At 70.2% G+C, this 20,555-nt stretch carries 18 protein-coding genes and 1 tRNA gene; 8 read left to right on the top strand and 11 right to left on the bottom strand.

Features of this window, described 5'->3' with window-relative positions:
• Positions 1–62: 62 nt before the first annotated feature.
• Positions 63–1,247: a trans-sulfuration enzyme family protein gene (locus tag ACX80H_RS13355; RefSeq protein WP_459313857.1), complete on the bottom strand. Its 1,185-nt coding sequence runs from the start codon at positions 1,245–1,247 to the stop codon at positions 63–65.
• A 79-nt stretch (positions 1,248–1,326) separates the two neighbouring features.
• On the opposite strand from ACX80H_RS13355, the gene tmk reads away from it, so the two are divergent.
• From tmk to ACX80H_RS13375, 4 genes are all read left to right on the top strand, one after another.
• Complete coding sequence (tmk, locus tag ACX80H_RS13360; protein ID WP_459313858.1) at positions 1,327–1,974, top strand: dTMP kinase; 648 nt, start codon at positions 1,327–1,329, stop codon at positions 1,972–1,974.
• On the top strand, positions 1,971–3,164 hold the full coding sequence (locus ACX80H_RS13365) for a DNA polymerase III subunit delta' (protein WP_459313859.1): 1,194 nt from the start codon (positions 1,971–1,973) through the stop codon (positions 3,162–3,164). Before tmk ends, ACX80H_RS13365 begins: the two co-directional genes overlap by 4 nt.
• Positions 3,161–4,750 carry an alpha/beta hydrolase gene (locus tag ACX80H_RS13370; RefSeq protein ID WP_459313860.1) on the top strand — a complete coding sequence of 530 codons (1,590 nt, stop codon included), beginning with the start codon at positions 3,161–3,163 and terminating at the stop codon, positions 4,748–4,750. The genes ACX80H_RS13365 and ACX80H_RS13370 overlap by 4 nt, the downstream gene beginning before the upstream one ends.
• A 117-nt stretch (positions 4,751–4,867) precedes the next feature.
• A tRNA-Thr gene (locus ACX80H_RS13375) sits at positions 4,868–4,943 on the top strand.
• A 112-nt stretch (positions 4,944–5,055) separates the two neighbouring features.
• Here the strand turns inward: ACX80H_RS13375 and ACX80H_RS13380 are convergent.
• Positions 5,056–5,292, bottom strand: a complete 237-nt coding sequence (locus ACX80H_RS13380) for an acyl carrier protein (RefSeq protein WP_459313861.1) — start codon at positions 5,290–5,292, stop codon at positions 5,056–5,058.
• Between the two features lie 216 nt (positions 5,293–5,508).
• Positions 5,509–6,348: an aldo/keto reductase gene (locus ACX80H_RS13385; RefSeq protein WP_459313862.1), complete on the bottom strand. Its 840-nt coding sequence runs from the start codon at positions 6,346–6,348 to the stop codon at positions 5,509–5,511.
• A 121-nt stretch (positions 6,349–6,469) separates the two neighbouring features.
• On the opposite strand from ACX80H_RS13385, the gene ACX80H_RS13390 reads away from it, so the two are divergent.
• Positions 6,470–8,020: a hypothetical protein gene (locus tag ACX80H_RS13390; protein ID WP_459313863.1), complete on the top strand. Its 1,551-nt coding sequence runs from the start codon at positions 6,470–6,472 to the stop codon at positions 8,018–8,020.
• 45 nt (positions 8,021–8,065) lie between these two features.
• Here the strand turns inward: ACX80H_RS13390 and ACX80H_RS13395 are convergent, their stop codons facing one another.
• The 5 genes from ACX80H_RS13395 to ACX80H_RS13415 form a co-directional block, all read right to left on the bottom strand.
• The gene (locus tag ACX80H_RS13395) at positions 8,066–8,536 is read right to left on the bottom strand and encodes a hypothetical protein (protein WP_459313864.1); all 471 of its coding nucleotides are present in this window, start codon (positions 8,534–8,536) and stop codon (positions 8,066–8,068) included.
• Between the two features lie 7 nt (positions 8,537–8,543).
• Complete coding sequence (locus ACX80H_RS13400) at positions 8,544–9,173, bottom strand: bacterial proteasome activator family protein (protein WP_459313865.1); 630 nt, start codon at positions 9,171–9,173, stop codon at positions 8,544–8,546.
• A 127-nt stretch (positions 9,174–9,300) separates the two neighbouring features.
• Complete coding sequence (locus ACX80H_RS13405) at positions 9,301–9,510, bottom strand: YbdD/YjiX family protein (RefSeq protein WP_459313866.1); 210 nt, start codon at positions 9,508–9,510, stop codon at positions 9,301–9,303.
• Positions 9,510–11,786 carry a carbon starvation CstA family protein gene (locus tag ACX80H_RS13410; protein WP_459313867.1) on the bottom strand — a complete coding sequence of 759 codons (2,277 nt, stop codon included), beginning with the start codon at positions 11,784–11,786 and terminating at the stop codon, positions 9,510–9,512. Before ACX80H_RS13410 ends, ACX80H_RS13405 begins: the two co-directional genes overlap by 1 nt.
• Before the next feature lie 146 nt (positions 11,787–11,932).
• The gene (locus tag ACX80H_RS13415; protein WP_459313868.1) at positions 11,933–12,175 is read right to left on the bottom strand and encodes a hypothetical protein; all 243 of its coding nucleotides are present in this window, start codon (positions 12,173–12,175) and stop codon (positions 11,933–11,935) included.
• A 119-nt stretch (positions 12,176–12,294) separates the two neighbouring features.
• Between ACX80H_RS13415 and ACX80H_RS13420 the strand changes: the two genes are divergently transcribed.
• Positions 12,295–13,389, top strand: a complete 1,095-nt coding sequence (locus tag ACX80H_RS13420; RefSeq protein ID WP_459313869.1) for an FUSC family protein — start codon at positions 12,295–12,297, stop codon at positions 13,387–13,389.
• Here the strand turns inward: ACX80H_RS13420 and ACX80H_RS13425 are convergent.
• Complete coding sequence (locus tag ACX80H_RS13425) at positions 13,386–15,002, bottom strand: PucR family transcriptional regulator (RefSeq protein WP_459313870.1); 1,617 nt, start codon at positions 15,000–15,002, stop codon at positions 13,386–13,388. The two genes, ACX80H_RS13420 and ACX80H_RS13425, sit on opposite strands and share 4 nt — an antisense overlap.
• Positions 15,003–15,110: 108 nt before the next feature.
• On the opposite strand from ACX80H_RS13425, the gene ACX80H_RS13430 reads away from it, so the two are divergent.
• Positions 15,111–16,616, top strand: a complete 1,506-nt coding sequence (locus ACX80H_RS13430; protein ID WP_459313871.1) for an amino acid permease — start codon at positions 15,111–15,113, stop codon at positions 16,614–16,616.
• The gene (locus ACX80H_RS13435; RefSeq protein ID WP_459313872.1) at positions 16,613–18,313 is read left to right on the top strand and encodes a flavin monoamine oxidase family protein; all 1,701 of its coding nucleotides are present in this window, start codon (positions 16,613–16,615) and stop codon (positions 18,311–18,313) included. Before ACX80H_RS13430 ends, ACX80H_RS13435 begins: the two co-directional genes overlap by 4 nt.
• 256 nt (positions 18,314–18,569) lie before the next feature.
• Here the strand turns inward: ACX80H_RS13435 and ACX80H_RS13440 are convergent, their stop codons facing one another.
• Complete coding sequence (locus tag ACX80H_RS13440) at positions 18,570–19,427, bottom strand: carbon-nitrogen hydrolase family protein (protein ID WP_459313873.1); 858 nt, start codon at positions 19,425–19,427, stop codon at positions 18,570–18,572.
• Between the two features lie 150 nt (positions 19,428–19,577).
• Positions 19,578–20,552, bottom strand: coding sequence for an NAD(P)H-quinone oxidoreductase (locus ACX80H_RS13445; RefSeq protein WP_459313874.1), 975 nt, complete (start codon positions 20,550–20,552; stop codon positions 19,578–19,580).
• Positions 20,553–20,555 lie beyond the last annotated feature (3 nt).

Here is a 20,555-nt window from a genome sequence, read left to right on the forward strand (position 1 = left end):
TTCCGACCCTGCATGCACAACCTGTCCGAACCGGCCGCCGACCTCTCCGCGCTTCCGGAGGGTCAGAGCCCGCCGTCGCGTAGGCCGGCCGCGACGCGGAGCGCGGAGTCGAGGTCCGCCCACAGGTCCTCGGGGTTCTCGATGCCGACGGACAGGCGCACGAGGGCCTCCGGTACCGTGACCGGTTCGGCGGGCTGCCGCCGTCGCCGTTCGACCAGCGATTCCACTCCGCCGAGCGAGGTGGCCGGCAGCCACAGGCGGACGGCGGCGACGAGCGCATCGGCCGTGGCGACGTCGTCGAGCTCGATGCTGACGATGCCGCCAAAGCCGTTGAACTGCGCGGCGGCGCGCTCGTGCCCCGGATCCGTGGGGAGGCCCGGGTAGCGCACGCGGCGGACGGCGGGGTGGTCCGCGAGCCGGAGTGCCAGCGAGGCCGCGGTCCCCTGGCTCCGCTCCATGCGCAGGGCGAGGGTGCGCAGCCCGCGCAGGGCGAGCCACACCTCGAACGGACCCGCGATGGCACCGTGCAGGGTCCGGTGCGCCAGGAGCCGGTCGCGGAGCGCCGCATCCGAGGTGATCAGCGCCCCGAGGACGACGTCGGAGTGACCGGCGAGCCACTTGGTGACCGAGTGGAGCACGACGTCGACCCCGGACTCGAGCGGCCGGTGGACGATGGGCGTGTTGAAGGTGTTGTCCGCGACGACGACGGCGCCGGTCGCATGGGCGGCGTCGGTCAGGACGGACAGCTCGGCGACCTCGAGCATCGGATTCGTGGGGCTCTCGAGCCACAGCATCACCTGGCCGGCGTCGAACCGGGCGGCGAGCGCGTCGAGTTCCGCCAGGACGGCCGGGGTGTCCGCGATGTCCACGGTGCGCAGTTCGAAGCGGCCCTGTGCGGCGAGGTCGGCGGCGAGGCTGATCGATCCGGCATACGCATGGCGCGGCATGACCACGGCACCGCCGGTGGGCACGAGGGACAGCGCGGCCGCGGCGGCGCCGAGCCCCGACCCGAAGACGAGTGCCGGCAGGTCGGCGCCCTCGAGGGCCCCGAGCGCCTCCTCGAACGGGTCCCAGGTGGGGTTGGAGCCGCGCGCGTAGATGCGGTCGCCCGCCTCCGGCGCGCGTGTCTCGTGGTAGGTCGTCGAGAGGATGAGGGGTGGGTTGACGGGCGCATCGTGCTCGCGGGGAGGACGTCCTGCGGCGACGGTGAGGGTGTCCGGGGCGAGGGCGGAGCGCTCAAGTTCCATGGCACGAGCCTAGTGCCGGGCTCGACGGCGCCCGCAAGTGTTACCGGGAAAGGTCGCCCGCACTCGGTAGGCTTGGCGCGTGACCTTTCCCCTCCCGCACGGGCTTCCCGGGCTCTTTCTCGCACTCGAGGGCGGCGACGGTGCCGGCAAGTCCACGCAGGCGGCACTGCTGTGCCGCGCTCTCGAGGACACCGGCCGCACCGTGGTGCGCACGCGCGAGCCCGGCGGCACCCCGATCGGGGAGACGCTGCGCTCCCTCGTGCTCGAGCACGGTCACGGCGATATCGATGCCCGGACCGAAGCCCTGCTGTTCGCGGCCTCGCGGGCGGCGCACGTGCACCAGGTGATTCTCCCCGCCCTGCAGCGCGGCGAAGTCGTGGTGTGCGACCGCTACATCGATTCCTCCGTCGCGTACCAGGGAGCGGGCCGCGGCCTCGGACAGCAGGCCGTCCTCGACGTGAACCTCTGGGCCACCGATGGCCTCCGCCCCGACCTCACCGTGCTGCTCGACGTCGACCCGGCGGAGGGCCGCAGCCGCCGCACCGCCGGAGCCGCCCCGGAGGACCGGCTCGAGTCCGAGCCCGACGGCTTCCACGCCAGTATCCGGTCCGCCTTTTTGGACCTCGCGCACCAGGAGCCCGGACGCTACCTCGTGCTGGCCGCGTCCGCTCCACCCGAAGAACTCCACCGCGCCATCCTCGACGCCCTGCCCCGGGTCACTGCATGAGCGTCGTGTCGCACGGCCTTCCCGCGACGGGCGTGTGGGCGGAACTGCGCGGGCAGGAGCAGGTCGTCGAGCAGCTGCGCCGCGCCGCCCAGTCCGGTGCCCCCACCCACGCCTGGCTCTTCACCGGCCCGCCGGGCTCCGGGCGCTCCAACGCCGCCCGTGCCTTCGCCGCCGCGCTCCTCTGCGAGCGCGAGGCGCTCGACGAGCGGGGCTGCGGCACCTGCAAGGCCTGCCACACCGTCCTCTCCGGCACGCACGCCGACCTCACCAACGTCACCACGGAGAAGGTGACCATCAGCATCGACGAGGCCCGGGAACTCGTCCGCAAGGCCCAGGACAAGCCCTCGACGGGGCGCTGGCGCATCATCATCGTCGAGGACGCCGACCGCATGCAGGAGCGCAGCACCAATGTGCTGCTCAAGGCCATCGAGGAGCCGCCGCCGCGGACCATCTGGCTGCTCTGCGCGCCCAGCCCGGGCGACGTGCTCGTCACCATCCGGTCCCGCTGCCGGTCTGTGGGCCTCCGGCTGCCACCCGTCCAGGATGTCGCGGACCTGCTCGTGGCCCGCGACGGCATCGACCCCGCGACGGCGGAAGCGGCCGCGCGCGCAGCCCAGAGCCACATCGGGGTGGCGAAGAGACTTGCTACCGATGAGGGCGCGCGGGAGCGGCGCAACCAGATCGTCCGGCTGCCGCTGACGCTGCGCTCCGTGGCGGGAGCCATGCGCGCGGCGGCGGACCTGGTGAAGCTAGCCGAGGCGGAAGCGCAGAGTTCCTTCGAGCAGCGCGACGCCGAGGAGCGGGCCGCGCTGCTCGCAACCCTGGGCGCCCCGGAGACCGGCACCCTGCCGCCGTCCATGCGGGCGCAGATCAAGCGCCTCGAGGAGGACCAGACGCGGCGGGCCAAGCGTTCCAAGAACGACTACTTCGACCGCGCCCTGACCGACCTCATCTCCTTCTACCGGGACGTGCTCATGCTGCAGGTGTCCAGCGGGCAGTCGCTCGTCAACGAGCCCCTGCGGCCCGAGCTCGAGGAGTTCGCCCGCCGGGAGAGCGCGGAGGACACCCTCCTGCGGCTCGAGGCGATCAACGAGGTCCGCACGAGGCTCGTCAGCACCAATGTGTCCCCGCTCCTCGCGATCGAAGCGATGGCCGTGAGCCTCCTGTCCCGGAAGGACCTCGACCGATGACCCTCGGGCCGCTCCACCGACTCACCTCTGCCGCCGGGGCCCCCCGCCGTCGTGCCGTCAGCGCCCTGGCGGCCGCCGCCGTCGTGCTCGGCCTGTCCGGGTGCTCGCTGCTCGCCCCCGAGGACCGGGCGGAGTCCCCTGTCGCCGGTGTGGAGACAGCCGAACCCTCCGCGATCGGTGAGATCGACGAGGACCTCCGCGGCTTCTACACGCAGGAGGTGCAGTGGGAGACCTGCGAGGGGTCCTTCACCTGCGCCACGGTCGAGGTACCGCTGGACTACAGCGACCCGGCCCGCAGCAGCATCGACATCGCGGCCATCCGGGCCGGCGCCACCGGTGACGCCCAGGGCACGGTCCTGGTCAACCCGGGAGGGCCCGGCGGCTCCGGCGTCAACATCGTGAAGAACTCGCTGGACTACGTCGCCAGCGACCGGCTGCGCGAGGACTACGACATCCTCGGGTTCGACCCCCGCGGGGTCAACCGGTCCAGCGCCGTGAAGTGCTACACCGACGCGGAGGCCGATGCAGCGCGGCAGGAGAGCTACCCGTCCGACGCGACCGACGACGAGCTCCTGGCGCTCACGGCGGCGGACGCGAAGGAGTACGCGGACCTGTGTGCCCAGCGCACGGGGGAACTCCTCGGCTTCGTGGACACCGAGTCGGCGGCACGCGACATGGACATCCTGCGCGCGGTCGTCAGCGACGAGAAGCTGAACTACCTCGGCTTCTCCTACGGGACCCAGCTCGGGGCGACCTACGCCGACCTGTTCCCCGAACGGGTGGGACACCTGGTCCTCGACGGCGCCATCGACCCGTCGCTCAGCAGCGAGGATGTCACGCTCGACCAGGCGCGCGGCTTCGAGAAGGCAGTCCGGGCGTACGTCGCCGATTGCCAGCAGGGCGCCGAGTGCCCCTACCCGGGAACGGTCGACGACGGCGTACGCCAGATCCAGGAGCTGTTCGCCGCCGTGGAGCGGCAACCGATGAAGGCCAAGGACGGCCGCCTCGTGCCGGTCTTCACCTTCGTCCAGGGCTTCATCCTGCCGCTCTACGACAACGGGAACTGGCCCACCCTGACCCAGGCGGTCAGCTCGGCGCTGGACGGCGACGCCACCAGCATGCTGTACCTCGCCGACCTCTCGGCCGAGCGCGGGCCGGACGGCACCTACGCGACGAACTCGTCGGCGGCCTTCCTCGCCGTGAACTGCCTCGACTACCCGATGACCAGCGACCCGGACCAGATGCGGACGGACGAGCGGGAGCTCATCGCCACGTCGCCCACGTTCGGCCGGTTCCTCGCCTACGGCGGTCTCACCTGTGCACCGTGGAAGTACCCGCCGGTCCTCGCACCGGCCCCCGTGCGGGCGGAGGGCGCGGACCCCATCCTCGTCATCGGCACCACCGGCGATCCTGCCACCCCCTACGAGTGGTCCACAGCGCTCGCGGAGCAGCTCGAGTCCGGCGTGCACGTCACGTGGGAGGGTGAAGGACACACAGCGTACGGCCGGTCCAACGACTGCATCCTGGACATCGTCGACTCCTACTTCACCGACGGGACGGTCCCGGAGGACGGGGCGCGCTGCTGACCGCCCAGCGCGTCCGGCCGGGGCCTCGGATCGGCTCATTTTGACCCCGGGCCGGAACCTCCTATAAAGTTGTCGCTTGTGGATCGGCCCCGGGCATCGCCCGGACCAGGAAGCATTGCCTCCTTAGCTCAGTCGGTAGAGCGTCTCACTCGTAATGAGAAGGTCGCCAGTTCGACTCTGGCAGGAGGCTCCACCAAAGCCCCGGACGGTACGCCGCCGGGGCTTTTTCTTGCCCTGTCCCCCGGCGCGACGAAGGCGGCGGGTACCCGGAGGTACTCGCCGCAGCGTGGTCGGCCCCCGTCAGCTCATCGCGGGACCGGACTCCAGGACTTCGTGAGTTCGCCGAGGAACGCGTGGCATCGGGCGGCGCGCTCCGAGTCCTCGGACATGACCTGCTCGAAGAAGTCGGCGATGTCGTCACGTCCGGCGTTCCGCGCATCACGGACGTACTGGCCGTAATCGTGCCCGGCCTTCAGCGAGTGGTACTGCAGTGAGATGAGGTCGAACGAGACGTCGTCGAACCCGGTTTCTCCAGTGGCCATGAGGCACCTCCATGCTTGGTGTGAACAGGTGGTGAGAGGCTAGGTCGAGCTGATTTCGATCGGCAACGGGGGATTTCCGGCACCCGGATCCCTCGCCGGTGTGCGGAGAGTCTGTTAGCCCCGGACCCGACGCGCGGCCCCCCGGAGACGAAGGAGCCGCCCGGCACTGCCGGGCGGCTCCTCTGGGTCGGCAGGTGATACCCGCCAGGGACGGGTCTAGGCGAAGTCGGACGTCGCGGGGTCGGCGCCGATGCGTCCCGCGGGTCCCTTGTCGAGTCCGTTGATGGCCTCGACGTCCTCGTCCTCGAGCGTCACGTCGAGGGACTCCCAGTTCTCGACGATGCGTGACTCGGTGACGGACTTCGGGATCACGACATTCCCGAGCGCGAGGTGCCACGCGAGGACGACCTGCGCGGGAGTGGCGTTCCGCTTCCGGGCGATGTCCTGCAGCACGGCGTCGTCGAGCAGTCCCTTGCCCGAGCCGAGGGGCGACCAGGACTCGTGCAGGATGCCCTTCTCGGCCTCGAAGGCCCGGAGCTCGGACTGGTTCAGGTACGGGTGGGTCTCGACCTGGTTGATCACAGGAACCACTCCGGTCCCGTCGATGATCTCGTTGAGCGCCTCGATGGTGAAGTTGGAGACACCGATGCTCTTCACGCGACCCTGCTTCTGCAGTTCGATGAAGGCCTTCCACGTGTCGAGGTACTTGCCCTGCTTGGGCTGCAGCCAGTGAATGAGGTAGAGGTCGAGGGTCTCGAGTCCGAGGCGTTCCATCGACTCGTCGAACGCCCTGAGGGTGCTGTCGTAACCCTGGTCCGCGTTCCACAGCTTAGTGGTGATGAACATCTCGTCGGAGCTCAGGCCCGAAGCGGCGATGGCACGGCCGACACCGGCTTCGTTGCCGTAGATCCTGGCAGTGTCGATGTGACGGTATCCGGCCTTGAAGGCCCTGCCCACGACGTCCTCGGCAACGGTGTCCTCGACCTGCCACACTCCGTACCCGAGCTGCGGGATCTCGTGGCCGTCGTTGAGCGTAAGATTTGGTGAAGTAGTCATACAGGCGGGAACCAGCGGCGGCTCCCATTTATTTCTGTTCCCCCTGACAACTATCAGCCTGCGGAGCATTCGGTCCCAGAGGAACCGAGCGCGCAGGCCGGATATCGGCTGGCGGCGGGATATGCAGGCAACGGAAGACAGGGTGCGGGCAGCCCTCCACGACGACGCCTACCGGTACGCCTACCGGCGCTCGCTGTCCACGCGACTCGCCTCGGAGGTGGCGCTCGAGGCGGTCGAGGCGCTGGACGCCGGAAGCCCGGCGATACGGGATCCCACCGGCGGCATGGCCCTCGACGGCATCCCCGGGCGCCTTCCGGTGCTGGCGACGGCGCATGCAGCCCTCGAACGGTACCTGCCACCGGCGCTTCCTCCCCGCGTGCAGGGCGTCCCGGACCTGCAGTACGCCCTGGCATCGCTCTCCCCCGGCGAGCGTGAACTCCTCCTGCTCCGTCACTGGGACGGCCTCAGCGCCGGGGAGGCCGCACGTGCCTCGCAGCAGGAGGCCGGCCTGCTCCCCGTCGTCGAAGCCGCCTGCGCACGGCTGCTGTCCCCGGAACCGGCATCGGTGGAGGCCTTCACCGCCGTCCTCTCCGCCGCCGACCCGGCCCGTGCCGTGACGGCGGAGGATCTCGCCTTCGGCACCCCGCTCGCTGCCGCGCCGACCGATGGCCACCCAGCCGATGCCCCTCCGGCGCTGGGAACGTTCGAGGACCCGGACCCGGCCTCCCCACCCGGCGGCGGGCGGGCGGCGCGGAGCCGGAGGAGCCAGGCGATCGTCGGCGGCTCCTGCCTCCTCACGCTCGCCGCGCTCGCCCTGGCCCTGAGCCTGCGCCAGACCCCCAGCCCCGCCCAGGAGACGGCACGCCTGTTCGCCCTCGCCGACGTCGTCGCCGTCGTGGTGCAGTCCCGGGTGGAGCCCACGCTGATCAACGGCCAGATACGGATCCTTCGGCACGCGTCCGTGGTGCAGATCGTGAAGGGCGAGGGGGCGCGGGACGTCCTCACGCTGGACGTGACCGGGCGGAGCAGCCTCGAGCGCCCCCACACCCGGGACTTCTTCCCGCCCAACCAGCTCCTGTTCCTCGTGCGGGACGCCGACGGCGACCTCGCCCCGATCGAGGGGAACGGCTCGGTGCTGACGCTGATCGACCGCAGGTCCCCGAAGGCGACGACGGTCACCGGGGATCCCGCTCCCCTGCCGGACGAACTGCGGGAGGCCATTCGGGCCCTGCCGGTCGAGGAACTCCGGCTGGCGACCAGTGGCGAGGCGCCGGGGTCCCTGGATCCGGCAGCGATCATCGGCATCCGGCCGCCGCCGAGCCGGGACGCGCAGAACCTGCCGGCGGACCAGCTCGGCACGTTCCACGCGAGTGCCCGGGACGGGGAGGCATGCGTCTGGTTCGAGTTCAACGACCGCGCGGTCCTCATCCGCTGGCCCGAGGGCTTCTCGGCGTACCAGCGAGCATCGTCCCTCCGGACCGGCGTCGGCGACCCGCCGGACCGGCGCGTGCTGACCGTCCTGAACGAGCGCGGCTACCCCTATGTGGACGAGGGCCGGCCGATGCCGTTCATCCGTGCTGTCCCGACCGGCGAGCGAGGCATGTGCGGCGAGCGGGAATTCGGGGTATGGGACATCGCGGTCGCTCCGGCGAGCACACTGCTGTCCTACTGAGCCGTCCTACCGAGCCGTCCTACTGAGCCGTCCTACCGGGCTCTCCTACTGACTGCCGTCCTCCCGGGCGCCCGGCATGCAGCGCTCCGCCTCCTCGACGTCGTCGGCGACCAGCTGGGCCCGGCGTCGCACGTTGTCAAGCCCCGAAGATGCGATGCCCCACCGCTCGCCGTCGAGCCTCGTCATCGCGGCCGCCTCGGCCGTCGTCGCGAGGGTGTTGCCCGCGCGGGACAGCGCCCGGTGTACCTGCAGGAGCGCGCCGGGGATGTCGAGCCCGGCACTCGGGGAGGAGGCCTGGGCGCTCACGCAGATCGCTCGCACGCGGGGCAGCATGGCGCCGAGGTCGTTGGCGACGACCACGAGTTCGTTGTAGACGTCGTCATCCTCGATGCCTTCGAGGATCTGGTGGTACCGGTCGAGCCCCCGACGGAAACGGTCGTGCGCCCGCCGCCACACCCCGGTGCCCAGCTCGGCGTCGTCCTTCCGTCCCTGCCGCGCCGCCGCGAAGAATGCCACCTGGGCGTTACAGGTACTGGCCGGGCCCGTGGCTGTCCGCCGGGGCCGCCTGGGCATGGCGTGCAGGTGGAGTGCGTCGGGGTTCGCCGTCCTCACCGATGACGACTCCGGGGGCGATCACGGTGCCGGGAGGGAGCTGGCGAAGCTGGAGCCGCGCGGCCAGTTGCTGGTTGGCCATCTGCTGCGCAGCGAGCGCCGCCTGGATCCCGTGGAACAGGCCCTCCAGCCAGCCGACGAGCTGGGCCTGCGCCACGCGCAGCTCCGCGTCGGTCGGTACGGAGTCGTCGCCGAAGGGCAGATTGATACGGTGCAGCTCCTCGACCAGTTCGGGTGCGAGGCCGTCCTCTAGCTCCTTGACCGAACGCTCGTGGATGGAGGCGAGCAGGGTACGTCCGGCGTCGTCGAGCGGTGCGGTGCGGACCTCCTCGAGCAGCTGCTTGAGCATGGTACCGATGCGCATGACCTTCGCGGGTTCGTCCACGAGCTCCGCGAGCGATGTGGGGCGCCCGCCCGGAGCACCCTCCGTCTGGCCGCCCGTCGGTCCGTGCCCCGTCGTGCCCGCCTGAGCACTGCCCGGGGCGTCGTGCACGGTACCGGGAGCGGGGTCGAAGGGACTGGCCGGCTGCTGTTCCGTCATGACGCTATGCTCCCACAACCGCGCCGCACGCCGGGCACTCCGCATGCGGTCCCTGCTCCCGGGTGATGCCCGGACGCGACGAAGCCCGGCGCTCCCCAGGGATGCGCCGGGCTTCGTGCAGAGCCGCTCAGCAGCAGCGGCCCTCCGGGTTGGTGTCCTGGCGGTCGGTCTTGTCCCGCCAGAACTCACGCTCGGTCATGGGCGGCCCGCCGGGGTGGGTGCGCCCGTGGTGGTCGAGGTAGGCCTGGTAGGCGTTCTCCCCCATGACCCCCTTGAACAGCCAGGCCAGCTCGCGCGCGGTGTCCCGCGCCCGGTGCAGGACCTCCGGCACGCTCATCAGTGCCCGGCCCTCGCCGGACGTCGGCCCGGTTCGAGGGCCGCCCACTGCGCCTCCAGCTCCTTCTCCGCCGGGGTCGCCAGGAGGCCCGCCGGAGCGAAGATGCGCGACGCCGTCGGGGTGTCCTCGGTCTCCGTCCCGCCGCCGTTGCGGTAGGCCTTGATGGTCGCGAGGATCGCCGTCACGATGACGATGATCGCGAGCGCCACGAAGAAGATCGACAGCGTGCCCTGGATGAACGTGTTGCGGACAACGGCCTCCATGGCGGCGACCGTCTTGGCCGTCCCGAAGCTCTCCTCGCCGGCGGCCAGCGCGTTCTTGAAGGCCGTGTGCTGCGCCCAGTAGCCGATCGCGGGAGTGGACGAAAAGATCTTCTGGAACGACGCCGTGATGGTCACGACGGCGGCGAAGGCCAGCGGGAGCGCCGGGATCCACAGGAACCGGAAGAGTCCGCGCTTGGCGCAGATCGCCATGCAGACCGCGAGCGCGATCGCCGCGAGCAGCTGGTTCGCGATGCCGAAGAGCGGGAAGAGCGTGTTGATGCCGCCGAGCGGATCGGTGACGCCCATGATGAGGATCGCCCCCCAGCCGGCGACCATGATGGCCGTGCAGATCCACGCCCCGGCACGCCAGGAGGTGTCCCGGAAGCGGGGGACGAAGTTGCCGATGCTGTCCTGCAGCATGAAGCGGGCCACGCGGGTGCCGGCGTCGACCGCCGTGAGGATGAACAGCGCCTCGAACATGATGGCGAAGTGGTACCAGAACGCCATCATGCCCGCACCGCCGAAGACGCCCTGCATGATCTGGGCGATACCCACGGCGAGCGTCGGGGCCCCGCCGGTACGGGAGACGATCGATTCCTCGCCGACGTTCGCGGCCATGGTGCTCAGGGCCTCCTGGGTGAGGTTCACGCCGGTGAGTCCGAGCCCGTTCACGAAGGTCACCGCGCCCTCGATGGTCCCGCCCGTCGCTGCAGCGGAGGAGTTCATCGCGAAGTAGATACCCCGGTCGATCGACAGGGCGGCGACGAGCGCCATGATCGCGACGAAGGACTCCATGAGCATGCCGCCGTAGCCGATGAAGCGTGTCTGGCGTTCCTTCTCGATCATCTTGGGGGTGGTGCCGGAGGAGATGAGTGCGTGGAAGCCGGACAGCGCACCGCAGGCGATGGTGACGAAGAGGAACGGGAACAGGGTGCCCGCGACGACGGGACCGGCGCCGGAGGTCGCGTACGGGGTGACGGCGGGGACGCTGATCTCCGGGCGCGTGATGACGATCGCGACGGCGAGCATGAGGATCGTGCCGATCTTCATGAAGGTGGAGAGGTAGTCGCGGGGGGCGAGCAGGAGCCAGACGGGCAGGACGGCGGCGATGAAGCCGTAGATGATGATGCCCCAGGCGATGGTGATCCGATCGAGCGTGAAGAGCTCGGCCCCCCAGGCCGTCTCCGCGATCCAGCCGCCGCCGATGATGGCGAGCAGCAGGAGGACGAAGCCGATGAGGGAGACCTCGGTGACCCGTCCGGGACGCAGGTAGCGCAGGTACACGCCCATGAACAGCGCGATCGGGATGGTCATCGAGACAGAGAACACGCCCCAGGGGCTCTCGCCGAGCGCGTTCACGACGACGAGGGCCAGGATGGCCACGATGATGATCATGATGGCGAGGGTGGCGATCAGTGCGGCGGTGCCACCGATGACGCCCAACTCCTCGCGTGCCATCTGGCCGAGGGACCGGCCGCCGCGACGCATCGAGAAGAACATCACGAGGTAGTCCTGGACGGCGCCCGCGAAGATGACGCCGATGATGATCCAGAGCGTTCCGGGGAGGTAGCCCATCTGCGCTGCGAGCACCGGTCCGACGAGCGGGCCGGCTCCGGCGATGGCGGCGAAGTGGTGGCCGTAGAGCACGCGCCGGTCCGTTGCCGCGTAGTCCTTGCCGTCGGCCTTGTACTCGGCGGGGGTCGCCCTGCGGTCGTCGGGCTTGAGGAGGTTGCGCTCGATGAACTTCGCGTAGAACCGGTATGCGATGAGGTACGTACAGACGGCGGCGAACACGAACCAGATAGCATTGACGGTCTCACCGCGCACGATGGCCAGCATGGTCCAGGCGATACCGCCCAGGAGTGCGACGCCTACCCACAGCGCGATCTTCGCCGGGGTCCACCGGCGATCTTCTGCTTCAGCCTGCTGCGGGTCGACGGCGACCGCGGGCAGGGCCGGATCCGTCACCAGCACGTCGGCGTGCCGGTGGGATCCGTTCTGCTTCTTACTCATGATGCTCCTCGGGTGCGAGAGTGTGATGCACACGAAGGTAGCAACGTAGTGAGGACTGCGTCACATGGCAAGCCTGCTGGGCAACGGAATGCGCCGAACGCACCCGCCCCTGCGGCAGGTGGGCCGGCGCTCCCTCACCCGGTGAGTCAGGACGACCTGCGGGGCCCGTCGTCGTCGCCGAGCACGGCGGGCGGCTCGTCGTCGTTGGCATTCATGCCCTCGCTGATGCTCGCGTGTGTCCTGGTACGGCTGTCGGCGGGCTCGTCCGCGTCGTCGGTCGGTCCATTGTCGATGCCGTCGGGCACCTGGTCGCCGAGGTTCTCGGCGAAGCTGTCGGCTGCCTGCGACAGGCCGCCCTCGTCCCCGTCGTGGCCGTGCTGCGTGCTCACTGTCCTGCTCCTTCCGGTTGACTGTCCTGCAACCTTTCCACAGCTACGACGTAATCGAAAGCATGCTGATGATGCCTCTCCACCAGCCGTCCGGGCCGGGACGGGAGTAGGGTTGATCGGTGGCTTCCCGCCATCCGATGCCAGCGGCGCCGTCGATTCCTCCGACCGAGAGCCCGCAGTCCGTGCACCTCCTCCGCGACCTGGTGAGCTTCACCCCCTCCGCCGACGACCACCACCCGGCACTCCGCTGCGCGATCGGCGTGGGCGTCCCCTTGCTCGTGGTGCTGCTGATCGGACGCCTCGATCTCGCCATCTTCGCCACGTTCGGGGCCTTCGCCGGCATCTACGGGCGGAACGAACCGCACCGCCAGCGCCTCGGAACCCAGATCCGTGGCGGCGGGCTCATGCTCGCCGTGATCCTGGCGGCCGCACTGGCCTCGCGCGGCGACGTCGGGCCCTGGGGACTCGTCCTGCTCACCAGCGCGATCGCCGGACTCGGGACCTTCACGGCAGGACTGTTCCGCCTCCGGCCGGGAGGCTCCCTGTTCCACATCTTCGCTTTCGCGGCGATCGCCTCCGTCCCCCAGCAGCCACCGCTGCTGCTGGGACTCGGCACGGCGGTGGCCACCGTCGTGTTCGCGGTGCTCCTCGGGCAGGCGGGCGCGCTCTGGCCGCGCCACCGCACGGGCTGGCAGCGCCCTGCTGCGGACCGGCCCACGGTGCGGCACCTTGCAGCCCTGGCCCGGGAGTCGGCCCTGTACGTCGTCGCGGCCCTGCTGGCCGGCAGTGCGGCCACGGCGCTCGGGATCGGCCACACCTACTGGGCGATGGTCGCCGCGACCGTGCCCCTCGTGGGCCAGACGGCACGGGCGCGCACCAACCGGGGGCTGCAGCGGATCCTCGGCACGGTCGCCGGGCTAGCCCTCACGGCGCTGATCCTCCTGCCGGGGCTGGCTGCGTGGCAGTTCGTCCTCGTCATCGCCGTCGCCCAGTTCGCGGCCGAGATGTTCATCCTGCGGCAGTACGCCCTCGCGCAGGCGTTCGTCACGCCGCTCGCCCTGGTCAGCACGGAACTGGCGCACCCGAGCGATCCGGCGGTGCTCCTCGCGGACCGTGCCGTCGAGACCCTCATCGGGGCCGTGGTCGGCATCGCGCTCGTGCTGGCCCTGCATCTCCGGCAGCGTGCCGTGCAGCTTTCCGCGCGCGGCGCCTAGTCCGTCGCAGGGACGGGGCTCACCTCGTCCAGGTACTGGAGGGCGATCAGCAGTTCAGCCCGGACCTGCGCCCTCCCGAGGTCCATGCCGAGCAGTTCTGCCACCACGCCGATCTGCCGCCGGACGCTGTTGCGGTGCAGTTGCAAGCGTTTGGCGGCACCGTCCCAGCTGCCGTTCTCGTGGAGCCAGCCGTTCAGGACCGCGAGCAGCGGGTCGCGGCGGTTCGGGTCCAGGGAGAGGACCGGGTGCAGGAGGCGCTCGGCCAGGGCGGTTCCGGCCTCACGGCCCAGGAGCCCTGCCACCGACCATGTCACGTCGTCCGCCCGGACACTCCTCCCGCTGGACTGCACCCGCGTGCGCAGGGAGCTGACCCGCTGGTAGGCGGCAGTCAGGCCGGAGAGTTCCGTCCCCTCGCCGACGACGAGGCGCCAGCCCATCCTCTCGATATCGGCCAGCAGGGAGGAGTCCACCCGAAGCCGGGTGATCGCGGTGAATCCGTAGTCCGTGATCTCCACCAGCTTGGTGTCGAACAGGCGCCGCCACTGCAGCAGTTCGCGGATGGGGCCGTCACCCGCAGGACCGCCGGCCGGATCGACCCTGATGCCCTGTACCACCCGCATCGGCGCGGAGCGTGTCGAGGAGAGGCTCTGGGCGAGCAGGTCCTTCAGCACGTTCAGGTGCCGGGTATCACCGTTCGTGAGGCTGTCGGGGTGCAGCAGGACGGCCGTTGCCAGCTGGCTCGGGGCCAGGGAGCCGCTGGTCCTCTGCCGCACCAGGAGCTCCAGCAGGCCGATCGCCGCCTGGACCACGCTGTTCTGGGCGGCCGTCAGGGGTGCGTCGCAGCCGAGGATCAGGGCACCGAGGTTGGCGTCCTTGGTGCTCCGCAACGGGTGGCCGTACACCAGCGCCGAACCCGGCTGCTCGAAGCCGTCCATCTCCACGCGGGGTCCGCTACCCGAGAAGAGCCGCTCCACCAGCGGCGCCAGCAGTGCAGCGTCGATCTCCGGGGTGTTACCGCGTGCACGGATCCGGCCGTCGGTCCCCACCAGGAGGGCCCACACGGGTACCTTCTGCACCAGCGCACCGAGGAGTTCGTGTTCGGGCCTCGGGGAGAGCACCGCCCGCATGAGCTGCCGGTTGGTCTCCGCCAGCTGGCGGAACGCCCGGGCGTTCTCGGATTCGAGCAGCTGCGAGAATTCGAGTCCGATGGCCGCGAACGGCAGTGTGGAGGGGACTTCGAACAAGGTCAGGTTCAGCCGCCGGCAGGCGATCACCAGTACGTCCGGGACCGCATCGAAGTAGGGCTGGATCCCGAAGCCGAGCGCCGGAACACCGGCGTCCACCAGGCGCCGGACGTAGGCATCAACGCCGGCGTCCGAGCCGCCGTCCCCCAGGAAAGGCAACCCGCAGGTCAGCAGGAACTCGCCCTCGGGAAGGTACGGCGTCGGATCCTCGAGTTCGCTCGGCTCGACCCATCGGAGCAGCTCGGAGCCGCTGCCGCCGTCGTGGAGCAGCCTCAACTCGGGCTGCAGCTGCTCGACGAACTGCTCGAGCGTGACGAAACCCGGACGAGCCGGGGCGGGAACCTGCTCGTCCGGTGTAATACGTCCCATGGGTGACCACTCTAGGTCATTTCGCACCAGGGTGAGACTCGGCTCACATGCCATGGTGGTTCCCGGAAAGAAACTACTGTGAAGGGACGTCCACAGGTGACTGTGCCTATGAACGCTGAGAAGACCATCATTCCGGGCACCGGCCGGCCGGGCCTGGGCGCCCAGCTGCTCCGGCGGAAACCGATCGACCAGATGGTCCGCGAAGCCGGAAGTGATGGCGGGGGTACGCCACTCGTGCGCAGCTTCGGGGTCCTCCAGCTGACCATGATCAGCGTCGGTGCGACGCTGGGCACGGGCATCCTCGTGATCCTGGGGGAGTCGGTTCCGCTGGCAGGTCCGGCGATCTGGATCTCCTTCGTCCTCGCCGGCCTGGCCGCGTTGTTCTCCGCCGCCTCCTATGCCGAGATGGCCGGGCTGGTTCCCGTTGCCGGCTCCAGCTACTCGTACTCCTACGCGACCATGGGTGAAGGGATGGCCTGGATCTGCGGCTGGTGCCTGGTGCTCGAATACGCGGTATCCGTCGCCGCTGTCGCGGTCGGCGCAGGCCAGTACGTCAACGAGACGCTGGCCGGGTTCGGCCAGTTCCTGCCCGCTGCACTGTCCCAGCCCCCGGGCGACGGCGGCGTCGTGAACATCCCCGCGATGGCGATCGTGCTGCTCTCCATGGTCCTCCTGGTCCGGGGCGCGCGTGAAAGCGCCCGGATCAACACGGCCATCGTCGTCATCAAGGTGTGCATCCTGCTGTTCTTCTGCGCGGTGGCCTTCACCGCCTTCGACGCCGGCAATTTCGAGCCGCTCCTGCCCATGGGTGCGGCCGGTGTCTCGGCCGCGGCGTCCCGCGTGTTCTTCTCCTACATCGGCTTCGATGCCGCCTCCACGGCGGGCGAGGAAGCCCGGAACCCCACACGCGATCTCCCCCGTGCCATCCTGCTGTCCATGCTCATCGTGACCAGCGTGTACGTCCTCGTCGCCGTCGCCGCCATCGGGGCGCGCCCGTGGGGCTGGTTCGATGGAACGGAAGCGGCCCTGGTGCAGATCCTGCAGGAGCTCACGGGCCGGCCCTGGATCGCCCTCGTCTTCTCCGCCGGTGCCGTGCTCGCCATCGCGAGCATCGTGCTGACCGTCCTGTACGGCCAGACACGCATCCTCCTGTCCATGTCCCGCGACGGCCTCGTTCCCCCCGTCTTCGGACGGGTCTCACGCCGGACGGGGACCCCCGTCGCCGGAACGCTCATCGTCGGCACCGTCGTCGCCGTGACCGCAGGACTGGTTCCGCTGGGAGAGCTCGCCGACGCGACCAGCATCGGAACGCTCTTCGCGTTCGCGCTGGTCAACGTCGCGGTGGTCTACCTGCGCCGCAACCGGCCGGACCTCCCGCGCAGCTTCCGCGTCCCGTTCTATCCCGTCACACCCGTGCTGGGAACGCTGATGTGCGCCTACCTGATGGCCAACCTCGGCGCCGCCACGTGGATCGTCTTCGGTGTGTGGATGCTCGTGGGCATCGCCATCTACATGGGCTACGGACGCCGGAACTCCAAGGTCGCGGCCCTCAGCGAACTGGACTACCGCACACTGACCGCCAACCCCTCGACCAGCAAGGAGACGCACTCGTGACCACCGCCACCGAACTCCCGGCCGACGATCTCGCGGCTGCCCGCCAGGCAGCTTCCCCGATCACCATGCTGAACCCGGACTTCCCGTTCAGCTACGACCACTACCTCGCCCATCCCGACGGCCTCGGGTCGGTCCCGGAGGAACTGCTCGGGACCGAGGTCGCGGTCATCGGGGCCGGACTCTCCGGCCTGGTCACGGCCTACGAGCTGATGAAGCTGGGGCTGCGGCCGGTGGTCTACGAGGCGGACCAGATCGGTGGACGCCTCCGGACCGCGGCCTTCCCCGCGGCACCCGGCGTCGTGGCGGACCTGGGCGGCATGCGCTTCCCCGTGTCCGGCAGGGCCTTCTACCACTACGTGGATCTGCTGGGAGTGGAGACCGAGGACTTCCCCAACCCGCTCTCGTCGGCGTCCTCCAGCACGGTGATCGAACTGGCCGGCAAGAAGCACTACGCCACCACACCGGAGGACCTTCCCCCTTTCTTCCAGGAGGTGGCCGCCGCCTGGAAGGCAGCGATCAACGACGGCGCCAGGTTCGCCGAGATGCAGGCTGCCATCCGCTCGCGGGACACGGGCCGGATCAAGGAGCTCTGGAACGACCTGCTGCCGCTGATGGACGAGCAGACCTTCTACGGCTTCATCGCCGCGAGCAAGGCGTTCAAGGAGGCAGGGTTCGCCCATCGGGAGGCGTTCGGGCAGGTGGGCTTCGGCACCGGGGGTTGGGACACGGACTTCCCCAACTCGATCCTGGAGATCCTCCGGGTGGTCTACACGGACGCGGACGACCAGCACCGCCTCATCCGCGGAGGAGCGCAGCGCCTGCCGGAGGCCCTGTGGCACCACGCGCCGTCGGGGATGAAGCACTGGCCGGAGGGGACCTCCCTCGCGTCCCTGCACTCGGGTTCACCCCACGGCGCCGTGGGCAGGATCAGCCGGGACCCTGACGGCGACCTGCGCATCCGCGAGCGCTGGGGCCGCGAAGCCAGCTACCCGGCCGTCGTGACCACGTGCCAGTCCTGGTTGCTGTCCACCCGGATCCACACCCAGGAAGCGCTGTTCCCTGCCGAACTCTGGACCGCAATGGAACGGTCGCATTACATGCAGTCGTCGAAGACCTTCGTGATGGTGGACCGGCCCTTCTGGAAGGACATCGATCCGGAGACGGGTCAGGAAGTCCTGTCCATGACCCTGACCGACCGGCTGAACCGCGCGACCTACCTGCTGGACAACGGACCGGACAAGCCGGCCGTCATCCTGCTGTCCTACACCTGGAACGACGACGCGCTGAAGTGGCTGGCCCTGGACGCGGACGAGCGCGTGGAACTCATGCTGCACTCGCTGGAGCAGATCTACCCGGGCGTGGACATCGCCGGCCACATCGTAGGTCAGCCCATCACCGTCTCCTGGGAGGCGGACCCGAACTTCATGGGCGCCTTCAAGGCGAACCTGCCGGGTCACTACCGCTACCAGCAGCGACTGTTCACGCACTTCAAGCAGGACGCCCTCCCGGAGGGCCAGCGCGGCATCTTCCTGGCCGGAGACGACATCTCCTTCACCGCCGGCTGGGCGGAAGGCGCCGTGACGACGGGCCTGAACGCCGTGTGGGGCGTGGTGAACCACCTGGGCGGGTCGTCCGCACCGGGCAATCCAGGTCCCGGTGACCTGCTCGACGCGATCGGGCCGATCAGCCTCGACTGACCTGGTCATCAGCGCGCCGGCACCACCCCGCCCCAGAACGAAAGGCCTTCCCATGCTGTCGTCCGTCCGCCCCGCTCCTCCAGCAAACCCCCCGGCGCTGTCCTCCGACGACCGGATGCCGCCGGCGGATGCGCCCTGCACGCCCCGCTGCGAGTACTGCTTCGGCCCCGAGACGGACTAGCCCGGCCGGCCCCGGGCAGCCCGGTGCATAACGACCAGGAACGACAAGGGGCCTTCCGCGGAAGGCCCCTTGTCGTCAGGCGCTGTTCTCCCAGGCCCTGTACACCTCGGGGCGGCGCTCCCGGAGGTAGGGGACGTCGTCGCGCGCGGCGCGCACGGCGTCCGCGGTGATGTCGGCGAACAGGAGGGTTGGGGCTTGTCCGGCCGCGGCGAGCAGGGAGCCGTCAGGCCCGGCGATGACGCTTCCGCCCTCGAAGTCGTACACGTCCTCGCGCCCGCTGTGGTTCGCGTACGCCACGACGAGCTGGCTCTCCAGGGCCCGGGACCGGATGATGACCTGCGGCACGGACTCGAACCCGGCGGACAGGGCGGTCGGTACCAGCAGCAGCTCCGCGCCTCGTGTGGCCGCAGCCCGCACCGCCTCGGGGAACTCGACGTCGTAGCAGATCAGCAGGGACGTCCGGACTCCGTCGAACTCGACGACGCCGGGAGGGTCCTGGGCGGGGACGAACGCTGCACGCTCCTCAGCCCCGAAGAGGTGCACCTTCCCGTAGTGGAGGACCGGAACCCCGTCGGCGTCCAGGAGGGTGGCCGTGATCTGCCACCCATTGCCGTCGGAGCTGCCGTCGGAGCTGCCTGCGGAGCTGCCGTCGGAGCTGCCTGCGGGCTGCTCCGGCGTGGCGGGAAGGCTGTACACCAGGCCGATGCCGTGCCGCCTCGCGATCCCGGCGAGGCGCTGCCGAACCCCCGGCAGCACCTCGGGATCCAGTTCGGCGGCGAGCCGCTGGGGTGCATACCCGACCGGAAAGAGCTCCGGTGTCAGGAGGATGCCCGCTCCTGCCTGCGAGGCTCGCCCTGCTGCCTCGTCGATGGTCCGGAGATTCGCCTCCACGTTCAGGACGTCGGCATGGGCCTGCAGGACGGACAGCAGCATCGGTACCACCTCGGTTGTGCCGGCCCCGGAAGAGGCCAGGAGTGCTCTCCCCAGCTTAATCGGCGCGGCATCCGCTGATCGGGTCATTTCGTCCCACGGGCACGAGCCTCCGGGCACATCGCCCGCGGTGGCTGCACGCGGGAGGCGCTCCTAGGGCATCAGCAGCAGGATCTTGCCGGTGTGCTCCCCCGCATCGAAATAGGTGTGGGCCTCGGCCACCTGCGCGAGGGGGAAGGTCCGGTTCACGAACGGGCGAACGGCACCGGTCGCCACGAGCGGCCAGACGCCCTCGCACACCGCCGCCATGATGGTTGCCTTCTCGGCGACGGGCCGTGCCCGCAGAGTGGTCCCCGTGATGCTCGCCCGCCTGCCCATGAGCGTTCCGAGGTCGAGCTCGGCCGTCGCCCCGCCCTGCAGTCCGATGACGACGAGCCGCCCCCCGGTCGCGAGGGCCTGGATGTTGCGCGCCAGGTATTTCGCACCCACGACGTCGAGGATGACGTCGGCGCCCCGGCCGTCGGTCGCCGCCATCAGCTCCTGAACGAAGTCCTGCTCCCGGTAGTTGACGAGGGTCCGTACGCCGAGGGAGCGGGCGACATCGAGCTTCGCGGCGGAGCCGGCGGTCACGTGCGGCACCGCCCCCAGGGCGAGGCTCACCTGGATGGCCATCACGCCGATGCCGCCGGACGCGCCATGGATCAGGACGTCATCGTTCGGTGCGAGGCCGGCCTGCAGGACGAGGTTCGACCACACGGTCGCGGCGGTCTCGGGAAGCGCGGCGGCCTCCACGAGGTCCACGCCCTCCGGCGCCCTGACCACCTGTCCGGCCGGCACCGCCACCTTCTCCGCGTACCCCCCACCCGCCAGCAGGGCGACGACGGCGTCCCCCACGGCGAACTGCGAGTCGCCCGGGTCCGCGATGATGCCGGACACCTCGAGGCCGGGCACCGGGGACGCACCCGCGGGCGGCGGATAATAGCCGCGTCGCTGCTGCACATCGGCCCGGTTCAGTCCGGCTGCGACGACGTCGATGAGCACCTCGCCGGCGCCAGGCACCGGATCGTCGACCTCCTGCACGGAGAGGACCTCCGGCCCGCCTGCCCCCTCGATCACCACTGCGCGCATGCG

It is taken from the genome of Arthrobacter pasteuri (assembly GCF_054510955.1).

Coding starts and splice junctions, on each gene's coding strand:
- ACX80H_RS13380 (WP_459313861.1), bottom strand. CDS start 5,292: ATGGCCACTGGAGAAACCGGGTTCGACGACGTCTCGTTCGACCTCATC.
- ACX80H_RS13370 (WP_459313860.1), top strand. CDS start 3,161: ATGACCCTCGGGCCGCTCCACCGACTCACCTCTGCCGCCGGGGCCCCC.
- ACX80H_RS13405 (WP_459313866.1), bottom strand. CDS start 9,510: ATGAGCGTGCCGGAGGTCCTGCACCGGGCGCGGGACACCGCGCGCGAG.
- ACX80H_RS13425 (WP_459313870.1), bottom strand. CDS start 15,002: ATGGGACGTATTACACCGGACGAGCAGGTTCCCGCCCCGGCTCGTCCG.
- ACX80H_RS13445 (WP_459313874.1), bottom strand. CDS start 20,552: ATGCGCGCAGTGGTGATCGAGGGGGCAGGCGGGCCGGAGGTCCTCTCC.
- ACX80H_RS13385 (WP_459313862.1), bottom strand. CDS start 6,348: ATGACTACTTCACCAAATCTTACGCTCAACGACGGCCACGAGATCCCG.
- ACX80H_RS13390 (WP_459313863.1), top strand. CDS start 6,470: ATGCAGGCAACGGAAGACAGGGTGCGGGCAGCCCTCCACGACGACGCC.
- ACX80H_RS13400 (WP_459313865.1), bottom strand. CDS start 9,173: ATGACGGAACAGCAGCCGGCCAGTCCCTTCGACCCCGCTCCCGGTACC.
- ACX80H_RS13440 (WP_459313873.1), bottom strand. CDS start 19,427: ATGCTGCTGTCCGTCCTGCAGGCCCATGCCGACGTCCTGAACGTGGAG.
- ACX80H_RS13430 (WP_459313871.1), top strand. CDS start 15,111: ATGAACGCTGAGAAGACCATCATTCCGGGCACCGGCCGGCCGGGCCTG.
- ACX80H_RS13355 (WP_459313857.1), bottom strand. CDS start 1,247: ATGGAACTTGAGCGCTCCGCCCTCGCCCCGGACACCCTCACCGTCGCC.
- ACX80H_RS13410 (WP_459313867.1), bottom strand. CDS start 11,786: ATGAGTAAGAAGCAGAACGGATCCCACCGGCACGCCGACGTGCTGGTG.
- ACX80H_RS13365 (WP_459313859.1), top strand. CDS start 1,971: ATGAGCGTCGTGTCGCACGGCCTTCCCGCGACGGGCGTGTGGGCGGAA.